At 44.7% G+C, this 21,818-nt stretch carries 20 protein-coding genes and 2 pseudogenes; 20 read left to right on the top strand and 2 right to left on the bottom strand.

Annotated elements, in window-relative coordinates:
- Window positions 1-17: 17 nt before the first annotated feature.
- Window positions 18-980 (bottom strand): DMT family transporter, encoded by a 963-nt coding sequence (locus tag NAF01_RS23930; protein ID WP_250801372.1) that lies wholly within the window; start codon window positions 978-980, stop codon window positions 18-20.
- Between the two features lie 10 nt (window positions 981-990).
- Window positions 991-1,644, bottom strand: a complete 654-nt coding sequence (locus tag NAF01_RS23925; protein ID WP_197217556.1) for a GntR family transcriptional regulator — start codon at window positions 1,642-1,644, stop codon at window positions 991-993.
- A gap of 205 nt (window positions 1,645-1,849) precedes the next feature.
- On the opposite strand from NAF01_RS23925, the gene prfA reads away from it, so the two are divergent.
- The 20 genes and pseudogenes from prfA to NAF01_RS23825 all read left to right on the top strand — a co-directional run bounded on the left by prfA (window position 1,850) and on the right by NAF01_RS23825 (window position 21,627).
- Window positions 1,850-2,923, top strand: a complete 1,074-nt coding sequence (gene prfA, locus NAF01_RS23920) for a peptide chain release factor 1 (RefSeq protein ID WP_035327978.1) — start codon at window positions 1,850-1,852, stop codon at window positions 2,921-2,923.
- Window positions 2,924-2,930: 7 nt separating this feature from the next.
- Window positions 2,931-3,785, top strand: a complete 855-nt coding sequence (prmC, locus tag NAF01_RS23915) for a peptide chain release factor N(5)-glutamine methyltransferase (RefSeq protein ID WP_226618748.1) — start codon at window positions 2,931-2,933, stop codon at window positions 3,783-3,785.
- A gap of 116 nt (window positions 3,786-3,901) precedes the next feature.
- Window positions 3,902-4,576, top strand: coding sequence for a stage II sporulation protein R (spoIIR, locus tag NAF01_RS23910; RefSeq protein WP_226618822.1), 675 nt, complete (start codon window positions 3,902-3,904; stop codon window positions 4,574-4,576).
- Between the two features lie 771 nt (window positions 4,577-5,347).
- The gene (locus NAF01_RS23905; protein WP_048010934.1) at window positions 5,348-5,728 is read left to right on the top strand and encodes a KGG domain-containing protein; all 381 of its coding nucleotides are present in this window, start codon (window positions 5,348-5,350) and stop codon (window positions 5,726-5,728) included.
- A 183-nt stretch (window positions 5,729-5,911) separates the two neighbouring features.
- Window positions 5,912-6,358 (top strand): GNAT family N-acetyltransferase, encoded by a 447-nt coding sequence (locus tag NAF01_RS23900; RefSeq protein WP_048010933.1) that lies wholly within the window; start codon window positions 5,912-5,914, stop codon window positions 6,356-6,358.
- A 177-nt stretch (window positions 6,359-6,535) separates the two neighbouring features.
- Entirely contained in the window at window positions 6,536-7,579 is a 1,044-nt protein-coding gene (locus NAF01_RS23895) for an L-threonylcarbamoyladenylate synthase (RefSeq protein WP_250801371.1), read from the top strand.
- 113 nt (window positions 7,580-7,692) lie between these two features.
- Window positions 7,693-8,244 carry a manganese efflux pump MntP gene (locus NAF01_RS23890; protein ID WP_048010930.1) on the top strand — a complete coding sequence of 184 codons (552 nt, stop codon included), beginning with the start codon at window positions 7,693-7,695 and terminating at the stop codon, window positions 8,242-8,244.
- Between the two features lie 167 nt (window positions 8,245-8,411).
- On the top strand, window positions 8,412-8,852 hold the full coding sequence (locus NAF01_RS23885; protein WP_226618745.1) for a low molecular weight protein arginine phosphatase: 441 nt from the start codon (window positions 8,412-8,414) through the stop codon (window positions 8,850-8,852).
- A 16-nt stretch (window positions 8,853-8,868) separates the two neighbouring features.
- Window positions 8,869-10,164 (top strand): methyl-accepting chemotaxis protein, encoded by a 1,296-nt coding sequence (locus NAF01_RS23880; RefSeq protein WP_226618744.1) that lies wholly within the window; start codon window positions 8,869-8,871, stop codon window positions 10,162-10,164.
- Window positions 10,165-10,267: 103 nt separating this feature from the next.
- The gene (gene rpiB / locus NAF01_RS23875) at window positions 10,268-10,708 is read left to right on the top strand and encodes a ribose 5-phosphate isomerase B (RefSeq protein ID WP_048010927.1); all 441 of its coding nucleotides are present in this window, start codon (window positions 10,268-10,270) and stop codon (window positions 10,706-10,708) included.
- 23 nt (window positions 10,709-10,731) lie between these two features.
- On the top strand, window positions 10,732-11,298 hold the full coding sequence (locus NAF01_RS23870) for a TIGR01440 family protein (RefSeq protein WP_197246484.1): 567 nt from the start codon (window positions 10,732-10,734) through the stop codon (window positions 11,296-11,298).
- A 643-nt stretch (window positions 11,299-11,941) separates the two neighbouring features.
- Window positions 11,942-13,462 (top strand): sigma-70 family RNA polymerase sigma factor, encoded by a 1,521-nt coding sequence (locus tag NAF01_RS23865; RefSeq protein ID WP_250801369.1) that lies wholly within the window; start codon window positions 11,942-11,944, stop codon window positions 13,460-13,462.
- A 176-nt stretch (window positions 13,463-13,638) separates the two neighbouring features.
- Window positions 13,639-14,880, top strand: coding sequence for a serine hydroxymethyltransferase (gene glyA / locus NAF01_RS23860; RefSeq protein WP_197217584.1), 1,242 nt, complete (start codon window positions 13,639-13,641; stop codon window positions 14,878-14,880).
- 430 nt (window positions 14,881-15,310) lie between these two features.
- Window positions 15,311-15,940 (top strand): uracil phosphoribosyltransferase, encoded by a 630-nt coding sequence (upp, locus tag NAF01_RS23855; RefSeq protein ID WP_035327952.1) that lies wholly within the window; start codon window positions 15,311-15,313, stop codon window positions 15,938-15,940.
- Window positions 15,941-16,024: 84 nt separating this feature from the next.
- Window positions 16,025-16,177: pseudogene (locus NAF01_RS23850) on the top strand (UDP-N-acetylglucosamine 2-epimerase (non-hydrolyzing)); the annotation flags it as partial.
- A 15-nt stretch (window positions 16,178-16,192) separates the two neighbouring features.
- Window positions 16,193-16,423: pseudogene (locus tag NAF01_RS23845) on the top strand (UDP-N-acetylglucosamine 2-epimerase); the annotation flags it as partial.
- A 478-nt stretch (window positions 16,424-16,901) separates the two neighbouring features.
- Window positions 16,902-17,498 carry a hypothetical protein gene (locus NAF01_RS23840; protein ID WP_222499239.1) on the top strand — a complete coding sequence of 199 codons (597 nt, stop codon included), beginning with the start codon at window positions 16,902-16,904 and terminating at the stop codon, window positions 17,496-17,498.
- An 88-nt stretch (window positions 17,499-17,586) separates the two neighbouring features.
- Window positions 17,587-17,826: a hypothetical protein gene (locus NAF01_RS23835; RefSeq protein ID WP_076257111.1), complete on the top strand. Its 240-nt coding sequence runs from the start codon at window positions 17,587-17,589 to the stop codon at window positions 17,824-17,826.
- A 166-nt stretch (window positions 17,827-17,992) separates the two neighbouring features.
- Complete coding sequence (locus tag NAF01_RS23830) at window positions 17,993-19,282, top strand: serine hydrolase (protein WP_163144272.1); 1,290 nt, start codon at window positions 17,993-17,995, stop codon at window positions 19,280-19,282.
- A 77-nt stretch (window positions 19,283-19,359) separates the two neighbouring features.
- Window positions 19,360-21,627 carry a S8 family serine peptidase gene (locus tag NAF01_RS23825; protein ID WP_250801367.1) on the top strand — a complete coding sequence of 756 codons (2,268 nt, stop codon included), beginning with the start codon at window positions 19,360-19,362 and terminating at the stop codon, window positions 21,625-21,627.
- Window positions 21,628-21,818: the final 191 nt, after the last annotated feature.

Here is a 21,818-nt window from a genome sequence, read left to right as displayed (position 1 = left end):
CTTACCAGGGCATTTTTTTACGCAGCTTTTCTTTTTAAAATAGCGTTGTTCGAGGACACAAAACTGTGCAGCGCCATACCAGCAATGACAAGGGCCATCCCTGTTAAAGAAATTCCAGATGGCAGCGGGCTTGACAGCAGCGCCACTTCACCGAGTACAGCGAAAAGAACCTCGAGAGATTGGGTTGCTTCCACAGCTCCCAGCTTTTGCATATTGCCCCGGACTAGGTCTGTTGCTGCAAAGAATAATACTGTAGCAAAAACTCCGGAAAAGAGAGCGACTAAACCGGATTGAGTGACCTGGCTGAAACTGGGCACTCCGCTTGTTGCAAGGGCGGCAAATGAAAGCAGGAACCAAAATGGAAGACTGGCAATTGTCATACCGAGCACACGCTGGTAGGCGTCAAGCCGATTCTCACACACATCCATCATTTTACGGTTGCCTAACGGGTAGGCAAAGGATGCAATAATCAAAGGAATGATGACAAGCAGCGTATCCCGCAAAGAAATGGAGGATGCGTGCTCCACCTGCATAACCGCAACTCCAAGAAGAATAACCACGCTCATCATCATTCCGCGAAAAGGAATTTTCCCTCTTACTTTCACCGTTCCATTTCCGGTTTGAAACGCAACGAAAAAAAACGGTGCAAGCAGGGAACCGGAGATAATCGTAATCTGCCAGGTTCCGGCAATCAGCCAGCCGGGTCCATAGGCTGCCGCAAAACATAAAGGTGCGTAAAATAAGCCAAAGCCTACAAAGCTCCATAGCAGCCACGGCCCTGGGGCCTTTTTCATTTCAATAAATAATGGCCGCAAATTTCTCCTGAATGCCACAATGGCAACCAACAGTGGAATCATAAAAAAATAGCGGAGCGATGCACTCCATAGCCAGCTCCCGCCATCCATTTCCATTGCCCGGTTCAATACAAAAGTGAAGGCAAAGAAGAAAGCGGAGCAAACGCCTAAAAGAATAGCCTTCATAGGAGTCACCTCATTTCCCTGTTAATAGCCCGCCAAGACTCAGCCAATTTTCCTCCACCAGCCTGGATGCCAGCTGTTCCTGGCCTTTCCTGCTGGCTTCCATAATTTTTTTATGCTGCTCAACAGATTTCAGCCCATTCAAAGATCCGAATTGAGCAATTTCCAGACGCTGAATTTTGGGCATAATCCTCTTTAATGCTGAGATAATTTCGGGATTATCTGCAGCAGAAAGATAAACCTCGTGGAAGGCTTCATCTGCTTTTACTGCACCAAGAATATCCTGTTTTTTCATGGCTGCCTCCAGATTTTTATTGGCTGCCTCAAGCCTTGCAAAATCACTTGGCATTAAGCGGGGAACGCCAAGTCTGGCACCTAAAGCATGCAGGGAAGCTGCCACCGGAAAGGCGTGGCTGGCACCATCTTCATTTAGAGGTGTGACACGAGTAGAGGAACCGGGCGTTGATACAACGAGCCCTTCATCCTCAAGCCTCTTTAAGGCTTCCCGGACAGGAGTGCGGCTGATCCCAAAGTCTTCTGCAAGCTCTTTGTCATGAAGGCGCGAACCCGGTTCAAAATCAAGCTGGATAATATTTTTCTTGAGTGTTTCGTAAACTTCATCTCTAAGGGACAAACGTTTGATAGGTGTAATGTTTTTATTTTTCATAAAACCAATATATCGGATATCGCAATATCCCGCAATGATTTTTCTGAAAATTCCTGGAGAAAAGAAAGCCATGAATCGTTTTGACTGTAACTATCAGCTATACTATAATTAGAATGTTAAGCTGTTACGGCTTTAAAATAAAATTAACTATACCCCGCCGGGAAATCCCCCGCGGTTATTGGATAAAAAATTGAGGTGAATGGCTGTGTTTGATCGTCTTCAATCTGTCGAGGACCGTTATGAAAGATTAAATGAGCTTTTGAGCGATCCGGAAATTGTCAATGATCCAAAAAAGCTTCGGGAATATTCAAAAGAACAGTCCGGTATTCAGGAAACTGTTGACACATACCGCGAATATAAAGAAGTGAAAGAGCAGTATCAGGATGCGCGTGCCATGCTTGAAGAGAAGCTGGATGCAGAAATGCGCGAAATGGTAAAAGAAGAGCTGGCTGAGCTTGAAGATAGAAAAGAGGACTTGGAAGCGCGTCTGAAAATCCTCCTCATTCCAAAAGACCCGAATGATGATAAAAACGTTATTATGGAAATCCGCGGTGCTGCGGGCGGTGATGAAGCTGCCTTGTTTGCAGGTGACCTATATCGCATGTACAGCCGCTTTGCTGAGACGCAGGGCTGGAAGATCGATGTCATTGAAGCCAGCTCTACGGGTGTAGGCGGCTATAAGGAAATCATCTTCATGATCAACGGAAATGGCGCATATTCCAAGCTTAAGTTTGAAAATGGCGCACACCGTGTTCAGCGTGTACCGGAGACTGAATCTGGCGGGCGCATCCACACTTCTACGGCAACGGTTGCGGTTCTTCCGGAAGCAGAAGAAGTGGAAATCGACATTCATGAGAAAGATATCCGTGTGGATACATTTGCTTCAAGCGGACCGGGCGGACAGAGTGTTAACACGACAATGTCGGCTGTTCGTTTGACTCACTTGCCGACAGGTACGGTTGTATCCTGCCAGGATGAAAAGTCACAGATTAAAAATAAAGAAAAAGCGATGAAGGTTCTTCGTGCTCGTGTTTATGATAAGTTCCAGCAGGAAGCACAGGCTGAATATGACCAGCAGCGTAAATCAGCAGTTGGTACCGGAGACCGCTCTGAGCGTATCCGTACGTACAACTTCCCGCAAAACCGTGTAACCGATCACCGCATCGGCTTAACGATCCAAAAGCTTGATCAGATCCTTCAAGGAAAGCTTGATGAGGTTATTGATGCGCTGATCGTGGAAGAGCAATCTGCCAAGCTGGACAGTGCATCCAATGAGTAATTCAGCGATGAAAGTATATGAAGCCCTCAATTGGGCTTCTTCTTTTTTTAGGAAGTCAAATCGTGATGAGAATGCCGGTGAGCTGCTATTGCAGCATTTTATGAAAATGAGCAGGGCCAGCTTTCTGGCTAATCTGCGCGAAGAATTGCATCCGGAGGTCCTCGCTGAATTCCAGAGAGCTGTGCAGGCACATGCAGCGGGCCAGCCTGTGCAGTATATCATCGGCTCTGAGGAATTCTACGGGCGCACCTTCCAGGTGAATGAAGATGTGCTTATCCCAAGGCCGGAAACAGAAGAACTGGTTTATAACGCTCTGCAGAAGATAAACAAGCTGTTTGGCACCGCAACTGGGCTTGAGATGGCGGACATCGGCACCGGAAGCGGAGCGATTGCTGTTACGATGAAGCTCGAGAAACCGGAATTAACTGTCACGGCCACAGATATCTATGGGCCGACTCTTGAGCTTGCTCAAAAAAATGCAGAACAGAATGGCGCAGAAATCAAATTTTTCCAGGGAGACCTTCTCCAGCCCCTCATCTCAAAAGGAAAGAAATTTGATATCATTCTATCAAACCCTCCGTATATACCGGAAAAGGATATCGAGTGGATGTCAGATGTAGTCACCAAGCACGAGCCGCATCGTGCCCTTTTTGCAGGGGAAGAGGGACTGGATCTATACAAGCGCTTTATGGCAGAGCTGCCAGCTGTCATCAAAGACCGTGCCCTCATCGGCTTCGAGGTAGGAGCCGGCCAAAGTGCAGCAGTTTCTGCACTACTGCAAAAGACTTTTCCACAGGCCAATATCGAAACCATCTACGATATAAACGGCAAAGACCGGATGGTTTTTGCGGAAATTGGGTGACAGGCACCACCCGAATTTTGTCGAATAATAGAAACTAGAAAAATATTAATTTTAATAGTTTAAGAATCTGCCATCCTGTCCACACTGTGGATAGTGAAGGGATGGTGGCGGAAATGATGAACACAAAAACGATTGTGAAATTATATGTACTGATTTTATCCTTAGGAACTATATTAAGTTTATATATACCGCAAACAGAAGTGACAGCAGATGAACCAATGGTCATACCAAATGAGGCTATCAGGCTGCGCATTCTGGCCAATAGCGATAATGAAGAGGACCAGGCGGTTAAAAGAAAAGTAAGGGACGCAGTAAATGCAGAAATTACAGAGTGGGTGGCAGAGCTGACTTCTATCGAAGATGCCCGCGAACTGATCCAGTCCAGATTGCCTGAGATTCAGAAGATTGCCGAACAAGTAGCAGCTGAAGAAGGATCGAACCAAAGTGTAAATGCCGACTTTGGAAAAGTCAGTTTCCCGACGAAATTATACGGACAATTCTTATATCCTGCAGGCGAGTATGAAGCGATCCTTATCACTCTTGGTGAAGGAAAAGGCGCCAACTGGTGGTGCGTGCTATTCCCTCCTCTATGCTTCCTTGACTTCTCAAACGGTGTAGCGGTAAGCGAAGGATTTGAAGAAGGAGAAAAGAAGGGAGTAGTACAAGCAGAAGAAATCGCGGCTGATACAGACTCCGAAAAAGAAACCCCTCCTGTTTACACGGAGGAAGATGAAGAACCAGTAGAAGTAAAATTCTTTTTAGTAGAAATATGGGAAAAAATCTTTGGTTAAGCCCTGCTGCAGAGCAGGGTTTTTCTTTTTTGTGGCGGGTCCACAGTCAGCTTCGGACAGCGGGAGCGGGAAAAGTGGAATCGAGTCCGAACCCGGCTCAACTTCAGACAGAGCAGGCGGGAAACCTGGAATTTGAGTCCGAACCTGGGTCAACTTCAGACACAAAAGGGGGAGAAAGCGCTGGTAGAGTCCGAACCTGGGTCAACTTCAGACACAAAAGGGGGAGAAAGCGCTGGTAGAGTCCGAACCTGGGTCAACTTCAGACACAAAAGGGGGAGAAAGCGCTGGTAGAGTCCGAACCTGGGTCAACTTCAGACACAAAAGGGGGAGAAAGCGCTGGTAGAGTCCGAACCTGGGTCAACTTCAGACACAAAAGGGGGAGAAAGCGCTCGTAGAGTCCGAATCTGGGTCAACTTCAGACACAGAAGGGGGAAAAAGCAACCGTAGAGTCTGAACCCGGTCTAACTTCAGACAAAGAAGCGAGAAAAAGCGCTCGTAGAGTCCGAACCCGGCCTAACTTCAGACAGAAGGAGCAGGAAAAGTGACCCCAGAGTCTGAACCCGAGCCAACTTTACAAACATAAGCGAGAAAAAGCACCAGAAGAGTCCGAACCCCAAACCCATCTCTTTTTAGAATCATTTTAAAAATTGGAAATCAAATTACAATTAAGACAAGCATATAACATCTTCCTTTCAGGCGTTTGATTCTCCCAAAAACGGATATTTAAAGGAGTGTAACAACAAACACAAACAAAAAAGGAGATGAAAGATTATGGCTAAAAACAACAATAATAACAACGATAAAATGTCTCGTGAGGAACGGGGACGCATGGGCGGAGAAGCAACAAGCCGCAACCATGATAAGGAATTCTATCAGGAAATCGGCTCCAAAGGCGGAGAAGCAACAGCTGAAAACCATGACAAGGACTTCTACCAGGAAATAGGCAAAAAAGGCGGAGAAGCGACAGCGGAAAATCATGATAGTGATTTCTATCAGGAGATTGGCCAAAAAGGCGGAGAAGCAACAGCCGAAAATCATGACAAGGAATTCTATCAGGAAATTGGACGTAAAGGCGGAGAAGCAACTAGTGAAAATCATGACCGCGATTTCTATGAAGAAATCGGCCGAAAAGGCGGCAACTCGAACGACTAAACCTGCCGCAGAAAAAAAGCATATGATAGTAATATAAACACGGCAGCCGCATCAGACAGCTGCCGTGTTTTATGTTTAAATCATAGTGTTTCGTCAAGGTGCTTCTGCTTTTCCGAAAATCTAGTTCTACTTTTTCTATTTTTTCATATTCATAGAGTGACAATAAAAAAATGGGGTGAAGAAATGGAAACAGGTGTAGTGAGATGTGCTCACGCTTCAGATGTGGAGAATCTGGCATCATTTCTGGAATCGGCAAACTTAAGTACGGACGGGATAAAGGAAGCAATTGAATACTTTTTAATTATGGAGAATGATTCCGGGGATATTAAGGCTACCCTGGGAATTGAACCCCATGGAAAGGTCGGTCTTTTGAGATCGCTTGTGATGACATCCACAGCAACTGAAAAAGATTTATTTATTTTGTTTGAGCAAATATTAATGCTGGCCAGGGATCGGGGCATGGAGGCATTGTATCTCGCATCGAATAAACGAAATTCGCTGGCCTTTTTCAGCCTGCTTGGTTTTAAAGAGGAAGAAACAGCACACTTGCCGGAAGTATTATTCAAGTCAGAGCATGTTAAACACATCCTGACTGTGGATAACTCTTTCTTTTTGAAATTATCCATGTGAATTGTGGGTATCTTGCCAAAGTTATACACAAATCCGTCTTATTTATACACAATTTGTGGATAAGACTTGAGTTATCCAGCTTCTTCTACTATACTTTCCAAAGGAATGTTCAAAAAAAATGTCGAAAACATAGGAATTTTGACAGTAAAAAAACATTTTTTATGAAGGTGGATAACAATGATTACAAAAAGATGGCCGGTGGATAACAGTGTGGATAAAGAAGATAGTTATTCACAGTGTTCACAGGCTGCCGATCTGCTGAAAAATAATGAAGTGGTCGCTTTTCCAACAGAAACCGTATATGGATTAGGCGGGAATGCGAAAAGTGATGAAGCGGTCAGTAAAATATTCGAGGCAAAAGGACGTCCGAGTGATAATCCACTGATTATCCACATTGCTGATAAAGCTCAGCTGAACGCTTTTATAACGGAAATTCCGCAAAAGGCGCAGACGCTGATGGAACAATTTTGGCCGGGACCGCTTACGCTCATTTTTACTCATAAGGAGGGCGTTCTTTCCCAGTATGCAACAGCGGGTTTATCCACAGTGGCTGTAAGAATGCCGGATCATCCGGTGGCCCTTGCGCTGCTGAAGAAAACAGGACTTCCCATTGCGGCACCAAGTGCGAACCGGTCCGGAAGGCCAAGTCCGACAACGGCTGACCATGTCTGGGAAGACCTGAATGGAAGAATTGCCGGATTAGTGGATGGAGGTCCGACTGGTGTTGGTGTGGAATCAACCGTTGTGGATTGTACGGGAGAAGTGCCGGTTATCCTAAGGCCGGGCGGCATTACAAGAGAACAGCTGGAAGAGGTTGTAGGAGAGGTCAGTGTTGACCCTGCATTAACGGATGAAAGCCAGGCGCCGAAATCTCCGGGCATGAAGTACCGTCATTATGCGCCGGATGCACCTCTTTATTTAGTAGAAGGAACAAGAGAGGATATCCAGCACTTTGTTGAGGATAAGAAGCAGGAAGGTCTTTCAGTTGGCGTTCTGACGACAGAGGAAAACCGGGAATTCTATCATGCTGATTATGTGTATGCCTGCGGGCAGCGAGAAAAGCTTGAAACCGTGGCAAGCGCTCTCTATGAAGCGTTAAGATATTTCAATACAACTGATGCTGATATTATTTTCTGTGAGATGTTTCCGGGTGAAGGCGTCGGGCATGCCATCATGAACCGCCTGATGAAGGCAGCTGGACACAGGATCATTAGCAGATAAACAAAGAAACCGTTTCGTCATGAAGCGGTTTTTTGTTTTGTAAAAAGGCAATAGCATTCTAAATCCGCCTGGACGTGCATATGCTGAATTAGCAAGTCCAAGGGGGCGGAAAAATGTCTGCAATGATTGGCGAAATTTTAACACTGGCTTTAATGGCATTCGCATTGGGAATGGATGCCTTTTCAGTAGGTCTTGGCATGGGGATGTACAAACTCCGCCTCAGACAAATAGCTAAAATCGGCATCACCATTGGACTTTTCCATGTCTGGATGCCTTTATTGGGAATGATAGCAGGCAGATTCCTTTCAAATACATTTGGAGCCATTGCCGGATATGTTGGCGGGGGGCTGCTCCTTTTATTAGGCGTGCAGATGATTTGGTCAAGCTTCAGGGATGAAGAGGACAGCTTAATTACGCCAGTGGGCATAGGGCTGCTGATTTTTGCATTGAGCGTCAGCCTTGATAGTTTTTCAGTCGGCCTAAGCCTTGGAATATACGGAGCTAAAACCTTCCTGGTACTCGTCTTCTTTGGAGCCGGTGCCACTATTCTAACATGGGCAGGCCTCCTCACCGGCAGAAAAGTCCAAAGCTGGATCGGCTCCTACAGCGAAGCTCTCGGTGGTGCCATCCTCCTCGCTTTTGGGGTAAAGCTCTTATTTTTATAAATTGTTTAAATGTTAATATTTTGTGAAAAATGAAAAGGGTGCCGGCTGCCCTTTTTCTTTTTTTGTATGGGGACTATAGGTGTTATAGGAAAATTGTCTTATAATGTAAGAAAAGTTTGGATAAAGTTTATTGAGTTTAAACCGATATAAAGGGAGGGAGAGTTTCTATGGCAAATGTATTATTTGTTTGTACGGGAAATACGTGCAGAAGCCCAATGGCAGAAGCCATTTTAAAAAGCAGATTGATTCCCGGTGTGGAAGTGAAGTCGGCTGGCGTATTTGCGGCAGATGGCAGTGAGGCGTCCGCGAATACGAAAAGTGTGCTGGAGGAGAACGGAATTTCGCTTCAGCATCAATCATCCAGTATGAGTGAAGATTTAATAGACTGGGCGACCTATATTTTAACGATGACTGCCGGCCACAAAAATACGATTCTGTCCATGTTTCCTGGTGCCGAGGGCAAAACCTTCACATTAAAAGAGTTTGCCGGAGCTGCGGGAGATATTATTGATCCATATGGGGGGCCGGTTGAGATATATAGAAGTACATTTAAAGATCTGAATGAAGCGATTGAACAAATCTTGGATCGCGTCAAGAGAGAAGATTAATCAGGGGGACAACATAATGGGGGAGAAAAAGGGCTATAAATTCGGCCTTAGGAAAAAGCTCGTATTATTCATCACATCGCTGGCCATCATTACATACACAACAAGTGCTGTATTTCTTTACTTTTTATTTCCAAGAATTGAAGAGATGCTTCCATTCGGAGAGGCTGTTTTTACTTTTTTAACCTTAGCAATGGGGATTTTCTGGTCAGGTGTTCTAGCCTTTTTTGCTGCAGGCTTTATTATCAAACCATTGCAGAAGCTTGAAAAAACGGCCCTCATGGCCGCCAATGGCGATATAGGCCAGGATGCAGAGCTTTCCAAGTCAGATGATGAGATCCGTTCATTAGGCATTGCATTCAATCATATGCTTTTCAATTTAAGGGATATGGTTCAAAAAATTGACGAGAACTTCAAAGAAACGAATGAAAAAGTCATCGCGATGTCTTCCGAGTCCTCAGCAGCTGCAGAGCAGGCAGACTCGATTGCCAGAACCATCAGCGAGATTTCCCAGGGAGCAGATAGTTCTGCCGTGTCCATTCAGTCAACAGCTGAATCCATGGAAGATGTCCTGCGCATTGCCCAGGAAGTCCAAGAAACAGCAAAAGCATCACAAAATGTTTCCGGTGAAATGGTTCAGGACCTGATGGAATCAAAGAAGGTGATCCATTCACTTATTTCCGGCATAGAAAAACTGGCCCAGGATAATGAGGAATCACTTCAGACAGTAAAGCGTCTTGAGCAAAATGCCGTAAAGGTAGAGCAGATTATACAGCTGGTCGGTGACATTGCAGCCCAGACGAATCTTCTTGCTTTAAATGCTTCCATTGAAGCAGCCCGAGCGGGTGACCATGGCAAAGGATTTGCCGTAGTCGCTGAAGAAGTGCGGAAGCTTGCAGATGAGAGTGCTAAAGCGGTCCAGGGCATCTCGGAGCTGATACAGAACATACAGGAAGAGGTCCGCAATGTTGTCACGCAAATCTCTTATCAGGTGGAGACTGCTAATAATGAAGTGAAAAAAGGCACGAAAACAAATGAAGTGATTGAGGAAATGGCGAAAGTGGTCAATGAAATGGCTGCTTCAGTGTCTGCCATTTCAGGACTGGTGGATTCCCAGATGGAAGGCATCCAGCATACATCCACCCAATCTCAGGAAGTAGCAGCCATTGCGGAAGAAACATCAGCAGGCGCACAGGAGGTTTCAGCTGCCACTCAACACCAGACTGCTGTCATCGGCAATGTGGAAAAGCTCGCCATCGAGCTAAAAGAACAGGCAGAAAAACTAAATAGCACCATAACGAAATTTAAATTATAAGGGAGCCCAAAATGCGGCTCCCTTTCTTTATATTTTCAAGGTTTTGTGTCAAAATAAGAGCATAATGTCAAAATAAAGCGGCTTCAAACTGGAGGGTTTCATTATGAAAATTGCAATCGCATCAGATCATGGCGGACTTAATCTCCGCGAAGAAATAAAAAGCTTAATGGATGAAATGGGCATTGAATATGAAGATTTCGGCTGTGAGTGCGAAACTTCAGTAGATTATCCGGATTATGCATTGCCAGTTGCCGAAAAGGTTGCAGGCGGCGAATTCGATAAGGGCATTCTGATCTGTGGAACCGGAATCGGAATGAGCATCTCTGCCAACAAAGTAAAGGGAATCCGCTGTGCGCTGGTGCATGATGTATTCAGTGCAAAAGCAACCCGTGAACATAATGACAGCAATATCCTTGCGATGGGTGAACGAGTAATTGGCCCCGGCCTGGCCCGTGAAATCGCAAAAGTATGGCTTTCAACAGATTTTGAAGGCGGCCGCCATGAAAACCGTGTTGGAAAGATTACTGCTTACGAAACGAAGTAAATCTTTCGAAGGGGGGAGCTTTTTTGATTGAACAATGGAAAACAGAACTTGATACAATCATACGTGAATTCAGCGAACAAGTTCCTTTAAGTGAGAAGCATCTTCTTGTAGTCGGCTGCAGCACGAGTGAAGTCGCCGGGAAAAGAATAGGCACAGCCGGAACGGAACAAGTGGCTGAATTGATTTTTGAGCGTCTGGACAAGCTCCGCCAGGACACCGGGGCTGAACTGGCTTTTCAATGCTGCGAGCATTTGAACAGGGCATTAGTCGTGGAGCGGGATGTAGCCGAGGCAAGAAATCTGGATGAAGTGGCCGTCATCCCTCACCGTGCGGCCGGCGGCGCGATGGCGACATACGCCTATGAACACTTCAAAGATCCCGTCATGGCCGAGTTTATCAAGGCTGATGCCGGTATCGATATCGGCGACACACTGATCGGAATGCATCTGAAGCATGTGGCAGTTCCAATCAGGACCTCCCAAAAATCAGTCGGCGAGGCCAACGTCACCATGGCTAAAACCAGGCCGAAACTCATCGGCGGGGCCCGGGCGATTTATGAACGGAACTCTGATAACGAATCTTGCAGATGATTTAATAATATTTTGCTGCCCCAATCACCTGGTGATTGGGGCTTTATTCTCCCGATTGGATCCTTGATTAGTTTCCGCCACTGGACGCCTGTTCGGACTGAAAAACCATAAATTATGGATTCAGAGTCCGAAGTCAGGTCACCTTCGGACACAGAAAGTAGAAATTGAGGATTCAGAGTCCGAAGTCAGGTCACCTTCGGACACAGAAAGTAGAAATTGAGGATTCAGAGTCCGAAGTCAGGTCACCTTCGGACACAGAAAGTAGAAATTGAGGATTCAGAGTCCGAAGTCAGGTCACCTTCGGACACAGAAAGTAGAAATCGAGGATTCAGAGTCCGAAGTCAGGTCACCTTCGGACACAGAAAGTAGAAATTGAGGATTCAGAGTCCGAAGTCAGGTCACCTTCGGACACAAAAAGTAGAAATCGAGGATTTAGAGTCTGAAGTCAGGTCAACTTCGGACAGAGAAAGCAGAAATCGCTGATCCTGAGTCCGAACCCATCATGCCATTTGGGTGACAGGCACCTATACCACTTAAGCAAACTGGTATAGGTGCCTGTCACTTTTTTTATATAACGTGTAACATTCAAGAAGGAAGAACGTGTATATAGTGCAGCTTTTAGTGAGAAAGGGGGGAGAAGCCGTTGAAGGAGAGCAGGCGGGATCGGCTGGATGATTTATATCGTCATTATGCCAGACCGCTGTATTACTATTTATATAAGATGTCAGGCTCTAAAGAAACAGCTGAAGATCTAACGCAGGAAACATTTATTAAGGCAACGGTTTCTCTCTCATTCTACAAACAGGAAGATGTAAGGGCATGGCTTTTTAAGGTAGCAAGGAATGCTTATTTGGATGAATGGCGGAAACGGCAAAGGAGAAATAAGATTCCTTTTGCCGGCTATTTATTTTCAAAGGGAGAAATGACCAGCCCTTACGGAATGCCTGAGGATTCAGCACTAAAGAAAGAATCGAATGAAAAAGTCGCAGACCTAATGAGCTGTCTGCCGGAACAATATCGTTCTATTTTATATTTAAGAGAATTTGAGTCTTTTAGCTATAGTGAGATCCGGGAAACATTGGATCTATCAGAAAATCAAGTAAAGGTGACACTGATCGGGCCCGGAAAAAGCTTGCTCAGCTTGCCGATGAACAATGGAGGGAAGAACATGACTGACTGGAACAAAGACCGCGAAAAGAAAATCATGGCTAAATACCGGTTTACCTTAACATTCAGAGTGGTTAAAGTGCTCGCTGCCTGCTTGTTTCTCTTCTGGGCATATATGATGGCCGTAAATATACTGTCAGACGCTGCCAATAGTGAAAGAAAGCATGCTTTTTACAGTAAGGTGGCACTGGATTGGAAGCACCCAAACATGCATGAGGATTTCGGAGGCATGATGAATAAAGAAGTAACGCCATTTCTGACACAGAAAATATCCTATCCGATCGCACGGAAAATTGGCCGGGAGTATCAGACAATTGGAGAGGTGAAGGTTGAGAAAAGGCTATTAAATTCATATTCCACCTTGAGTATTCAGGAATTTCAGCCGCAAAATGAAAGCATTTACCGTTTTTCCCTGCCTGAAAATCCGAATAGCGGAAAAAGGCTGGCAGCTGAAGGGGAACCTGCGGTCTGGACTTCTCTTGAAAAAATACACGAGGGGACAGTGGCGGAACTGGCATTTTCCACCCAGTCATTCATGAAGCCGGAAGAACTGCTGGAGCTTTTAAAGCCATATGACCTGGAAGTCCTTTGGATGCCGCTCTATACAGGAGAACTGAAAGAATTTAAGACGGGTTACGGCAACGGAGGAAACTCAATTGAATTAACTTCCATTTATGGTTTGGCCGGAGGAAGGAAAGCAGGCGATGATTATATGTCTGAATCGAAATTAGCCCTTAATGAGGAATTTATGGATGAAAATAAAAAGGTGATGCTGAAACAGATGGAGGGTCTCTTAAAAAATGAATCTCAAAGCTATTATGAGAACTTCCTCGGTCTTGACCAACTGAAAGAACGTCATCAATACCTGAAGAAAAATGGATTCATTGTCTATGGAGCAGTGGTTACCGGCCCGGTAAAAGAACTATTAAAGCTTAAAAAAGAAAAACAAATCCGTGCTCCATACCTTGGGGAGAAGGATTATTGGAACTGGGATTAAAAGGATGGTGACAGGTACCCATACCAATCTGCAAAACTGGTATAGGTACCTGTCGCTTTTCCGTAAAACATGCTAAAATAGAAAAGAATTTTCACAAAAAGATCGATACATAAAAATGGAGAGCTCTAGAAGGCTTTCCTTTATTAAAAGTGTGTTGGAGAAAAGGGAGGATTCTTATGAAGCATTTAGCACAGCAGGATGAGCAGGTTTTCAAGTCGATACAAGAAGAATTAGGACGCCAGAGAACAAAGATTGAATTAATCGCTTCTGAAAACTTTGTCAGTGAAGCGGTAATGGAAGCACAGGGTTCTGTTTTAACAAACAAGTATGCAGAAGGCTATCCAGGCCGCCGCTATTATGGCGGATGTGAGCATGTGGATGTAGTCGAAGATTTAGCCCGTGACCGTGCGAAAGAAATTTTCGGTGCAGAGCATGTGAATGTACAGCCGCATTCAGGTGCACAGGCAAACATGGCCGTATACTTCACTGTTTTAGAGCAGGGAGATACTGTTCTCGGTATGAATCTCTCACATGGCGGACATTTAACGCACGGCAGCCCTGTTAACTTCAGCGGCGTGCAGTACAATTTCGTCGAATATGGCGTGGATAAAGAAACACACCGCATTGATTACGAAGATGTCCTTGAAAAAGCCCGCACGTCTAAGCCGAAATTAATTGTAGCGGGTGCAAGTGCCTATCCGCGTGAAATTGACTTCAAGCGTTTCCGTGAAATTGCCGATGAAGTCGGTGCCATGCTGATGGTAGATATGGCTCACATTGCAGGCCTTGTAGCTGCTGGGCTTCATCAGAATCCGGTTCCGTTCGCAGACTTTGTTACAACTACTACTCATAAGACATTGCGCGGACCGCGCGGCGGCATGATTCTCTGCAAAGAAGAATATGCGAAGAAAATTGATAAATCCATTTTCCCTGGAATCCAGGGCGGTCCTTTAATGCACGTCATTGCGGCAAAAGCGGTTGCCTTCGGCGAAGCACTTCAGGATGATTTCAAAACCTATGCAGGCAATATCATTTCGAATGCCAAAAAGCTGGCTGAAGCATTGCAGGCTGAAGGAATTGATCTTGTATCACAGGGTACAGACAACCATTTGCTACTGGTTGATCTCCGCTCCCTTGGCCTAACAGGGAAAGTAGCAGAGAAAGTCCTTGATGAGGTCGGCATTACAGTCAACAAAAACACGATTCCTTTCGATCCGGAAAGCCCATTTGTCACAAGCGGCATCCGCATCGGTACAGCGGCTGTTACATCCCGCGGATTTGGCGAAAAAGAAATGAAGGAAATTGCATCCATCATTGCCTTCACACTTAAAAATCACGAAGATGAAGGGAAGCTTCAAGAAGCAGCTCAGCGCGTAGAAGCCCTAACAGGCAGCTTCACTTTATATCCAGAACATTAATCAATCAGCCGGTCTCAGCTTGAGGCCGGTTTTTGTGTGGTTATACAAGAAAATTTTTCAACTTCAAGAACTGTCTAGCTCCAGCGCCTACCCCCTCGAGGTCACAAGCTTGTCTAGTTGCGGCTCCTAGGGACTCGGGGTCATAAGCCGTTTCCTTCCAGAAGGAAAAACGCCTTCTTAAAGGAACCGTCTTATGCCTGTCGTCCCTGGGCAGTCGCCTCCACATTTCGGGCAATCCCCCAAAAGGCAAAGAACGCCTTTCCGGAGGCTCGTCTTGTGCTTGTCGGGGGTGACCAAGGCGCTTCCGCTTTTCTTATATAATGACTTTTATTTTACAAATACGAATCATAGTTGCCGATGGAATTGTTTTTCTGTAAAATTAGACGAAGTGTGGTTCGACTAATCTGCATAATGAAAAGGAGAGATACTCATGGCAAAGGTTTACGTTTTTGATCATCCATTAATTCAGCATAAACTTACATACATTCGTGAAAAAAGCACGGGAACAAAGGAATTCCGCGAGCTTGTCGATGAAGTAGCAACACTGATGGCATTCGAAATTACCCGCGATATGCCTTTAGAAGAAATCACAATTGATACACCAGTCAGCACGATGAAGTCCAATGTGCTTGCAGGTAAAAAGATAGGGATCATTCCAATTCTGCGTGCAGGAATTGGAATGGTTGACGGCATCCTGAAGCTGATTCCAGCTGCAAAAGTGGGCCATATCGGTTTGTACCGTGACCCGGAAACCCTGCAGCCGGTTGAATACTATGTGAAGCTTCCAAGTGATGTGGAAGAAAGAGATTTCATCGTAGTTGACCCTATGCTTGCAACGGGCGGCTCTGCGGTTGAAGCCATCCATTCTCTTAAAAAGCGCGGAGGCAAAAACATTAAATTCATGTGCCTGATTGCAGCTCCTGAAGGCGTAGAAGCTGTGAAGGAAGCTCACCCTGACGTTGACATCTATATCGCAGCATTAGACGAAAAATTGAACGAAAAAGGCTATATCGTCCCTGGATTGGGCGATGCAGGCGACCGTTTATTCGGAACAAAATAATTCCTTTTTGAAGCACCTTATCCCTTTTTTAATCATAGAAAGATAAGAGGTATTTATCTTTTATGTAAGGGGAAGGTGCTTTAAATGTTTTCCTCAATAAGAGTAATGACAATTTTCGGGACAAGGCCGGAAGCCATTAAAATGGCCCCTCTTGTTCTTGAACTTCAAAAACATCCTGAGCATTTTGAATCGATTTTGACTGTGACGGCACAGCATCGCGAAATGCTTGATCAGGTATAGCGTGATACAACGGAAAGGCCTGAAGGAATTGAAGCAGGTACCCTTAAGCTTGCCGGCATTGAGGAACAGCCAATTTACGAACTGGCAATGGAACTTCTGACTGATGGGGCAGCTTATGAAAAAATGGCTAAAGCTGTAAACCCATATGGAGACGGAAATGCTTCCAGGAGAATTTGCGATGCTATCCGCTACCATTTTAAACAGACGAATGATCGGCCGGAAGAATATAAACCGCAAAACTAATAGAAATGCACCTCTCTTAAGTCGAGGTGCATTTTTCTGTTCTATTTTCAAAAAGGGGAGGGGAGAAGCGGGCCTCATTACCTGAAAAACAACATGGTTGATATGTTGGTGGTTGGATGGTTGAAATTGAACAGAGAAATCTATTTTATTTTTATGTTAAAAGTCTCTTTCCCCGTAAAGCTGGAAAAGTTATGATAGAGTATAGAAGAAACAGAAAACAGGTACGAACAGAAATAGTAAGCGGTTAACAGGTTGATGGTTGGATGGTTGTTTCCAAAATGTTGATATATCCACGTTTCCAAAGAGTTTAGAGTGATCAAATGACGTACTCATGGTTAAAGAAATGGCGGCAGTAATGACATCGTTAATCGCAGAAAATGACCATGGTGGTTTTGTTGGCGGTTAGGTGGTTAGTCATGGGTAATGCCCGGCAGGAGCTGGGTGATCGGCAAGATACCAAGAAAGGTGCTGAAGGACGTTGGCAAATCAGTATTTGACAATGAAGGAGCTTAAAGAGGCACTTCCGGACATACCTGAGAATAGCTTAAAGCGTTATTTGCAGGAGCATGCAGAATACATAAATTATCGGAAGGAACATAATCGCTATAAAATCCAGGCTTCCGAAATCGAAAAGCTTAAATTTATCCGGAAATTATATTCAGATGGGCTTAAAAAAGAGGAAGTTACAGCAAAGCTTGAGGATGCAGGAATTCCGGTTATCATTACTGTGGAGGATGAGGAAGAAAGCAGCTCCACCTCGCTGATGAATGTGAATTCCGAACTGACAGATATGAAAAAGCTTGTCAGCTTCCTTGTGCAGCAAAACGAGCAATCCCGTCTTACCCAGAATAAAATCAGGGAACAAAACAAACAGCTGATACATGAGGTGCACGAGTTAAAACTCACAATTGAAGATTTAAGAAATGCCCATGCACAAGGCTATGAAAAAGAGAGCGAAAAAGTTACTTCCCTCTATGAAAAACTGATGGCGACACAAAAGTCTGTAGAAGAAGTAGCCGGCGCATTAGAGGCTGAAAAAAGCAAAAGCATCTGGCAGAAGATATTTGGAAAGTGAAGGAATGCCCAAATTGCAAGATTAACGTTTAGACTGCTGTCTGCGGGGTATTGGCATAATGATTTTATATACCCGGGAGGTCGAATAAATGAGAGCATTAGCCGTTTTAGAAGGAGCATTGATTGTCTGGATCATCATGCTTGTGGGTTCATTAATGGGAACCTTCATGTCTGAAGGTTTTATCGCCCTGGTATTTAAGCTGGCAGAAGGAAAAGGAATTCTGCTTACAGTATTACTGATAGCCGCGACTATAGCGGATATGTGGAGAGATAAAAAGCGGGACCATTTAATTCAAAAAGGAAAACTGGAACCGAATCAGCTGTTTTAATACATAAAGGGAGAAAGCCATCATTCATTTGATGGCTTTTTTTATAATCTTAAAGTACTATTTTCTGAAAATACTAAAAACTATATTGATAATCAATTGGAAGATAGATAGAATTAATTATACAGAATATTGTATATTGGTCAGTTTTTTAAAAGGAGATGAAGATTTGAAAAGGTTAAGGTTATTGTTAATCGTATTCACATTAGTTTTAAGTTCTGCAGCTTTTTCTGGAAATTTCGTGAATGCCAAGGAACGGTCCGGACAAAAATTAAGTCAAGCCCATCCGCAAAAGGCGGGCTTTGATCCGGAGAAATTGAAGGGTATTGATAAAGCCGTTACGGAGGCTATTGCGGATGGTGTTACACCTGGTGCAGTAGTTCTTGTAGCCAAGGATGGAAAGATTGTCAAAGAGGAAGCGTACGGATATGCACAAAAGTATGATATGGGGGAATTACTCGAGAACCCCAGAAAAATGAAAAAGAAAACAATGTTCGACCTTGCTTCCGTTACGAAGGTAATGGGAGCAACCCAGGGCATTATGAAACTTGTCAATGATGGGAAACTCTCAGTAAATGACAGGGTATCTGATTTTATTCCTGAGTTTGCCCAGCATGGGAAACAGGATATTACAGTAGCTGACCTGCTGACACACACCTCTGGTTTAACTCCCTGGAAGCCGACATACCTTTACGCTGATAATTCGGAAGAGGTACTGAATTATATAAACAAGTTGCCCCTTGAATACCCGACTGGCACAGACAGAAGATATAGCGATTTTAGCTTTATGATGCTGGGTTTTTTGATTGAAGAGATCAGTGGACAGAAATTGGATAAGTACTTAGAAGAAAATATTTATAAGCCCTTAAAAATGCATGATACGATGTTTACTCCACCGGACCATTTCAAGAAAAAGATTGCAGCTACCTCATGGGGAAATCCTTATGAGTATAAAATGATTGATGACCCTAATTTCGGGTACTATGTTGAAGAAAGCCCGGACATGTTCAAATACTGGAGAAATTACACCTTAGTCGGAGAAGTTAATGACGGGAATAGCTTTTATGGAAATAAAGGGGTTGCAGGCCATGCCGGTTTATTTTCGACAGCAAGGGACCTTGCTGTATTGGGCCAGACCATGTTAAATGGCGGAACATATGGGAAAACAAAAATGTATGATCAAGAAGTGATTGATACCTTTACCTCTCCTCAGCGCTTTGGCCAGGGATATGGCTGGGAGCTGGATAAAAGCTGGTATATGGGAGATCACTATTCTGACAAAGCTTTTGGCCATACTGGTTTTACTGGAACACAGGTTATTATCGATCCAGAGGAAAACCTTCAGATTATCCTGCTGACAAATAAACAAAACAATGGCCCTTTACCAAGCGGATCATACCGGAGCACAGGCGCTCTTTCCAAAGAAGTAGCCAATATTGTTTATGAATCCTTGAACTAGCCGTAATATTATATAGATTTACGCATACAAGGCATCTATTCAGCCCACCCTAAAACAAAAAGAGGGTGGGTTTTCTAATGAAAATATTCTTACTGTCCATAACAGTCTTATCCTTGTTTTGGAGTCAAACTCCCGTTTCAGCACGGACACTTTCACACCCGCCTATACCGGAAGAGTCACCTGATATAGAAAAAGTGGCCATTGTAGTACTGAAGGATCCAAAAAATGAACAGGAAATAAAACAAATGATAGAACAAAATCCTGATCTGCAAATCAGGCATACATTCAATCAGGCATTAAACGGCTTTTCAGTAAAAGGAAAGCCATCAGCACTGCTAAGCCTGAAAAGAATAGAGTCAGTCTCTGCTGTTTCACCGGTTAATACCTATCATGTTCATTCCAATGACAATATTAAGCTGATTGGCGGCCTGAATGCCAGAGGCTATTATGATGAAAATAATCAGCGCCTTACAGGCAAGGGTGTGAAAGTAGGCGTGATCGACACCGGCATTGATTATAATCATCCTGACCTGCGGCGAAGCTATGGCGGCGGTCGCGATTTGGTGGATAATGATAGAGATCCGATGGAAACAAAGGCTTCCGGGGGACAAGGCACACTGCACGGCACTCATGTCGCGGGCATCATTGCGGCAAATGGCAGGATCCAAGGGGTCGCACCTGAAGCAACCATCATCGCCTACAGGGCTCTTGGACCAGGCGGAAGCGGAACAACAGAACAGGTGATTGCGGCCATCGAACAGGCCATAAAGGATAAAGTGGATGTGTTAAACCTTTCATTGGGAAATAACGTAAACGGGCCTGACCTTCCGATAAGCATGGCCCTGAATAAAGCAGTTGAAAAGGGAATAACGGCTGTCACTTCATCAGGCAATTCGGGACCGAATATTTGGACGGTCGGTTCTCCGGGAACAGCGTCGAAGGCTATTTCTGTCGGAGCCTCTACACCAACAATAAAGGTGCCATTTTTAAGCATAAACGGACGTGAAATCCGCCTTGATCTGCTGCAGGGTTCAAAGGAATGGGAATTTGACCGCTCCTATGAAATGATTGATGGAGGACTGGGACATCCGGATCAATTGAAGAATGCGGAAGGAAAAATAGTACTAATAGAAAGAGGGGAATTGACGTTTACAGATAAAGCTGTCCAAGCCATGGAAGCAGGAGCAGAGGGTATCATTATCTATAACAATACAAAAGGCAGGTTCTTCGGAAATTTGGACAGCGAGGTTCCCATTCCGGCAGCGGCGCTTTCAAAGGAAGAAGGAGAGGAGCTCAAGAAGCTCATGAAGGAAGGAAGGCTCCTTGCCCGGACATATATAATAGAAGAAAGGGACATACTGGCTGACTTTAGCTCACGCGGACCTGTTACATCCACTTGGGAAATTAAACCGGATGTCGTGGCACCGGGAGTCGCCATAAATAGCACCATTCCCGGCGGCTACCTGCCGCTTCAGGGAACAAGCATGGCCGCACCGCATGTAGCAGGTGCTTGTGCGATCCTCAAACAGGCTCACCCCGACTGGGGGCCGGAACAAATCAAGGCGGCACTTATGAATACTGCTAAACTTATTAAGAACGCGGATGGACAAACATATAGAACTTATGAGCAGGGGGCCGGCAGGATACAGCTTGATCAGGCGCTGACAGCAGAAACGCTTGTCTTCCCGGCATCCATGCAATTCGGGAAATTTCAGATCGCAGACAGGCTGCATGACCACAGCAGTTTCATAACGGTTGAAAATATAAGTGAAAAAACGCAGTCTTATTCCTTTTCCGTACCCTATAAGGAGCAGGGCATCAATTGGGAAATGCCTATGACTTTTCAATTGAACCCGGGTGAAAAGAAAAAGGTCGAAATAAAAATGTCAGCTGATCCGACCCTTTTACAGAAAAAGATCCATGACGGGTACCTTCTATTGAAAGCAGGTGCAGAGAGTATTCATATTCCATACCTCTATGTGCTTGAAGAGCCTGATTACCCAAGGGTGATGGGATTCGGAATCGGCAAAGGAGATAAGCCCGGCACGTATCGCTATGAGGTGTATCTGCCTGGCGGGGCGGAAGAATTCGGAATTGCGATGTTTGATTCGGAAAGTCTCCGGTTCATGGGATTTCTGGATTGGAAAAGAAATACCGGCAAGGGGCAGCTGCTGCAGGAAATCCCTGCTGAAAAGCTGCCCGGTCCTGGGCTGTACCTGGCAAAAGTGTTTGCCAAAAAGGCCGGAAGGGAAGACTGGATCGAAACTTATCTATTTGTGAGACCGGATGGCCAGCTGGGGGACCCGGAGCCTTCAGCAGAATCAGAAGAGAGTACAAGTAAGTAGAAATAAAGCGTTTTCAGGGGCGATGCAGAGTCTCGCTCCTTTTTCAATAGAAATCCGAAAATTAAATGTGATAAATATGTGAACATACCATATTTTTACCTTTTTGTTTGTGAACTTTTTCACTCCAAACGCATTGACATTGACAAAGCCCTATTGTATGCTTACAAAGGGTAAAAGATGATAGGGTTTTC

This window comes from Cytobacillus firmus (genome assembly GCF_023657595.1).
Classification (GTDB): Bacteria; Bacillota; Bacilli; order Bacillales; family Cytobacillaceae; genus Cytobacillus; species Cytobacillus firmus_B.
Note: the sequence above shows the minus strand (reverse complement) of the source record. Positions and strands in the feature narration are given on the sequence as shown.